Source organism: Synechococcus sp. CCY9201, from assembly GCF_034931105.1.
Taxonomy (GTDB): Bacteria; Cyanobacteriota; Cyanobacteriia; order PCC-6307; family Cyanobiaceae; genus CBW1002.
Window position 1 is genome coordinate 1 of record NZ_JAYGIC010000125.1, and the last position, 2,599, is coordinate 2,599.

Below are 2,599 nucleotides of genomic sequence, written 5' to 3' on the forward strand. Positions count from 1 at the left end.
GGAAGGCCGAGGGCGGCGGGATCGGGCGGATCGGGCAGGGGCGGGGCTTCCGCAATGGTGGCGCCACCAGGCTCTCGATCGCGGTGGCCACGACCGTCTGATCCAGGCGCTGCTGCCGATCTCGCCTCTGGAGGTGTGGCTGGGGGCTCCGCCCAGGCGCGCTCCAGGCTGAGCAGCCGCTGCCGATCGGGGGCACCACTCCAGATCCAGAGCCGATCCGGGCTGCGGCCCTGCGGATCGGCGATCTCCCGGGCGCTGGCCAGGCGGGCCCGCTGCGGATCGGTGGTGGGCAGGCGATCCAGCAGCTGCTGGGACGCCTCGAGGTTGCCGCGGGGATGGTCGTGCCACCAGCGCAGCAGAGCTTCCGCCAGTTCGGCGGTGTCGGGTACGGCGCAGTGCTCCTGCAGTTCGGGCAGGTCATGGTGGAGCTGCAGAAACCGCTGGGCCGGGATGGCTCGCACCTGGGTGGGTTCCATGGCGATCAGGGTTTCGCACGGTTCCCCCCGCAACAGACCTGCCCAGCCCACCAGGGAGCCGGGGCCGAGGCGATCCACGGTGAAGGAGCCCTCGAGGGGATCGTGGGCGAGAAGACGGGCGCGACCGGAGAGGATCAGCAGCACCTGGTGGGGCAGCTGGTCGCAGCGCAGCAGAAAGCGGCCGGTGGGATAGGCCTGCGTTTCCGTGTCTTGTTGCAGCCGCTGCCGGAGTGCGGGTGGCAGGGACATCTCAATCCGGCAGGGGAATGGCGATGGCAGGGCGGGCGGCTTTCGGCTGTGCGGTCACTTCCGGACTGGCTGCCGCCGCGGCCTCCAGTTGCGGCAGGGCCGTGCGGCAGCGCTGCCGCAGCCAGTCGTTGAACAGGGTGTGTTCCAGGCGGCGCTGGGTGGCTGGATCCAGCGAGGCCGGCAGCCGTTGCTCCAGCTGCACGATCAGCAGCTCGTCCTTCGCGATCGAGAAGGGGCTCTGGGGCACCCCAGGGCGGCTGATCCTGAGCCGATCCGCCAGCTGGGGCTGCAGCGAGCCCAGGGGAGTGGGCCCGATGCGGCTGCTGCGCACCGCAGCGGCGGGATGGCCGAACAGCGACCCATCCAGGCCCGGCAGGGCCGGATCGAGTTCGTTGGCCAGGAGGCGGAAATAGATCTCCTGGGCCAGCTCGGACGCCGGTTCCGACGCGTCCAGCCGGATCAGGCTGAACACCACCTGATCGAGGTTCCGGCGAGCTTCGCGCAGGTAGAGGCTCACGGCGCTCTGGTGGAACCAGCGGTGCTGCAGGGTTTCGAGGCAGGGGTGCAGCTGCCGGAGCTCCTGGCGGATGCGTTGGGCCAGCCAGTCTTCCAGCAGGTCGGTGCGCTGCAGTTCGATCAGCGCTGCGGCGGGCGGCAGGGTGATCTCCAGCCGGGTCGACGCGCTGGTTTCGAAGGCGGCGCTGCTCAAGCGGTGCGGTGCTGGCTCCGATGGGTTCTCAGAGGAATTCGATCGCGTCGTTGGTGAGCTTGCTGCCGTCGAAGGTGGAGACAATGAACCGGGTTTTCTTGTTGGCACTGATCCGGATTCTGTCGCTGCCGATCCCGTCGACCTTCTTGGCATTGACATCCAAGGCAAGGATGTCTTCGTCGGCGTTGAACGTTTCGATCAGAATCTTGGAGCCGTCTTGCTTCAGGGCCTGCTTGGTGATCGAGACTTCATCATTCCCTTCGCCAAGACTGAAATAAGATGAGGTCTGGATGCCGGTAGGATTCTCGGAGTAGGCGGTCACGACAAAGGCGTCATTGCCGGCATTGCCATAAATCACGTTGCTGAGCGTGGTGGTGAGAATGGCATCGTCACCCTCGGACAGAGTGTAATTGGAATTGAATTCGCTTTCGGTGTAGGTCGTGAATCCACTCACCAGCAATTTGGCATTGGGATTGCCCTCCTGCACCGCCAGGAAGAAGCGTGCAAAATCCGCTTGGAAGTCTTCGGGAATGTCCGGCAGGGTGATCAGCGCCTCCGGATCAATCGGCGCGTTGGAGAAATTGATCAAAATTCCGCCGACCTGGCGATTGATCAGGGCCAGGATGAAATCGCCGATCGGAACTGGATTGCCATTGGGATCAAGAACGCTGACCACCGCAAAATTTCCGCCGGTGGCATCGATGCGATTATTGACGGTGATGCCGTAGGTGACCCCCTCCACGGTCTGGGCGATCGCCTGGCCCGGCAGCAGGGCGTTGGGGCTGAGGATCGAGATGACCTCCAGTTCGTTCGCGGGGGGGAAGCTCACGACCTTCGATCCTGACACTGCATTGTTGCCTATCCTCTGCCGTGGTAATGCTGATGTCAATATCAGTGTTCGTCCCGAAACGGTGGGCCCATCCATCCGCGCCTCGATTGTCAATGGCGCTGGAACCAGTGGCGCTGAGATGGCGCTGAGCCTCACCCGATCCGATGGAGGCAGAGCGTCTGGACTCTGATCGCCGCCGCTCCCTGCTGGCGCAGGTGTCTGCCCTTCAGATGGCCGGCACCCCGGAGCAGGCCGACCGCCTGTTGCGGCAGGCCCTGGCGCAGGACCCCGGGGATGCGGTTCTGGCAGCGGCCCTGGGCCGGCTGCTCTCGGCCC

At 65.3% G+C, this 2,599-nt stretch carries 4 protein-coding genes; 1 reads left to right on the plus strand and 3 read right to left on the minus strand.

Going from position 1 to position 2,599, the window contains the following annotated elements; all coding sequences use genetic code 11:
* The 3 genes from VB716_RS12130 to VB716_RS12140 form a co-directional block, all read right to left on the minus strand.
* On the minus strand, positions 1-725 hold a 725-nt coding region (locus VB716_RS12130), incomplete at its 3' end, for a cyclic nucleotide-binding domain-containing protein (RefSeq protein ID WP_323270616.1).
* 1 nt (position 726) lies between these two features.
* Positions 727-1,434 (minus strand): hypothetical protein, encoded by a 708-nt coding sequence (locus VB716_RS12135; protein ID WP_323270617.1) that lies wholly within the window; start codon positions 1,432-1,434, stop codon positions 727-729.
* Positions 1,435-1,462: 28 nt separating this feature from the next.
* Positions 1,463-2,359 (minus strand): hypothetical protein, encoded by an 897-nt coding sequence (locus tag VB716_RS12140; protein ID WP_323270619.1) that lies wholly within the window; start codon positions 2,357-2,359, stop codon positions 1,463-1,465.
* Between the two features lie 68 nt (positions 2,360-2,427).
* On the opposite strand from VB716_RS12140, the gene VB716_RS17490 reads away from it, so the two are divergent.
* On the plus strand, positions 2,428-2,599 hold a 172-nt coding region (locus VB716_RS17490; RefSeq protein ID WP_416238110.1), incomplete at its 3' end, for a tetratricopeptide repeat protein.